Here is a 552-nt window from a genome sequence, read left to right as displayed (position 1 = left end):
CCAGTAACTAATCCATTTAATGCTTTTTCAGTTTCTGGGCCATATATCCCATCAACTGATAATCCATAAGCACTCTGAAACCGTCTCAAGGCACGTTCAGTTGCCGGTCCAAAATAACCATCAACAAAACTTGGCCTAAGGTCTGAGCAATGCCGAACTAGTTTACTCTGAATCTGGTAAACGTCAGACCTAAATGTACTGGAAGATAAATCATAACTCCCCCCTCTTGTTGAGGTTCGACATTCTGATGAACGGCTACCTAGGTCACAACGCAATCTATTTCTCCCGCCCTGAGTAGTAACCATATCTGATGGGGATCGATGGCAATGATACGGAACACTGCCTCCGTGGCACCCCTGCGCATTCAACCCTCCAGAGTGTGCTTCTAACTCCCCCGGGGAAACCAAAAGCACAAATAAAACACCTGAAATTATGTTAAAAAACTTAATCAAAAATAGACACCCGCAAATTAGAAATATGGAACATCCCCGGTGAACCGGGGATATCCGTTATTAACTACTTTAATGGCAGTGATACGCACCAGTCTTATGA

Annotated in this window: 1 protein-coding gene; it reads right to left on the bottom strand. The window is 43.8% G+C overall.

Annotated elements, in window-relative coordinates; translation table 11 throughout:
- A partial coding sequence (locus tag LWH95_RS21515; protein ID WP_232920352.1) for a peptidoglycan-binding domain-containing protein occupies nt 1–305 on the bottom strand: 305 nt, incomplete at its 3' end.
- Nucleotides 306–552: the final 247 nt, after the last annotated feature.

Source organism: Bacillus sp. G16 (genome assembly GCF_021282335.1).
Taxonomy (GTDB): Bacteria; Bacillota; Bacilli; order Bacillales; family Bacillaceae; genus Bacillus; species Bacillus inaquosorum.
The sequence above is the reverse complement of the archived record's forward strand: the minus strand, read 5'-3'. Positions and strand labels throughout refer to the sequence as shown.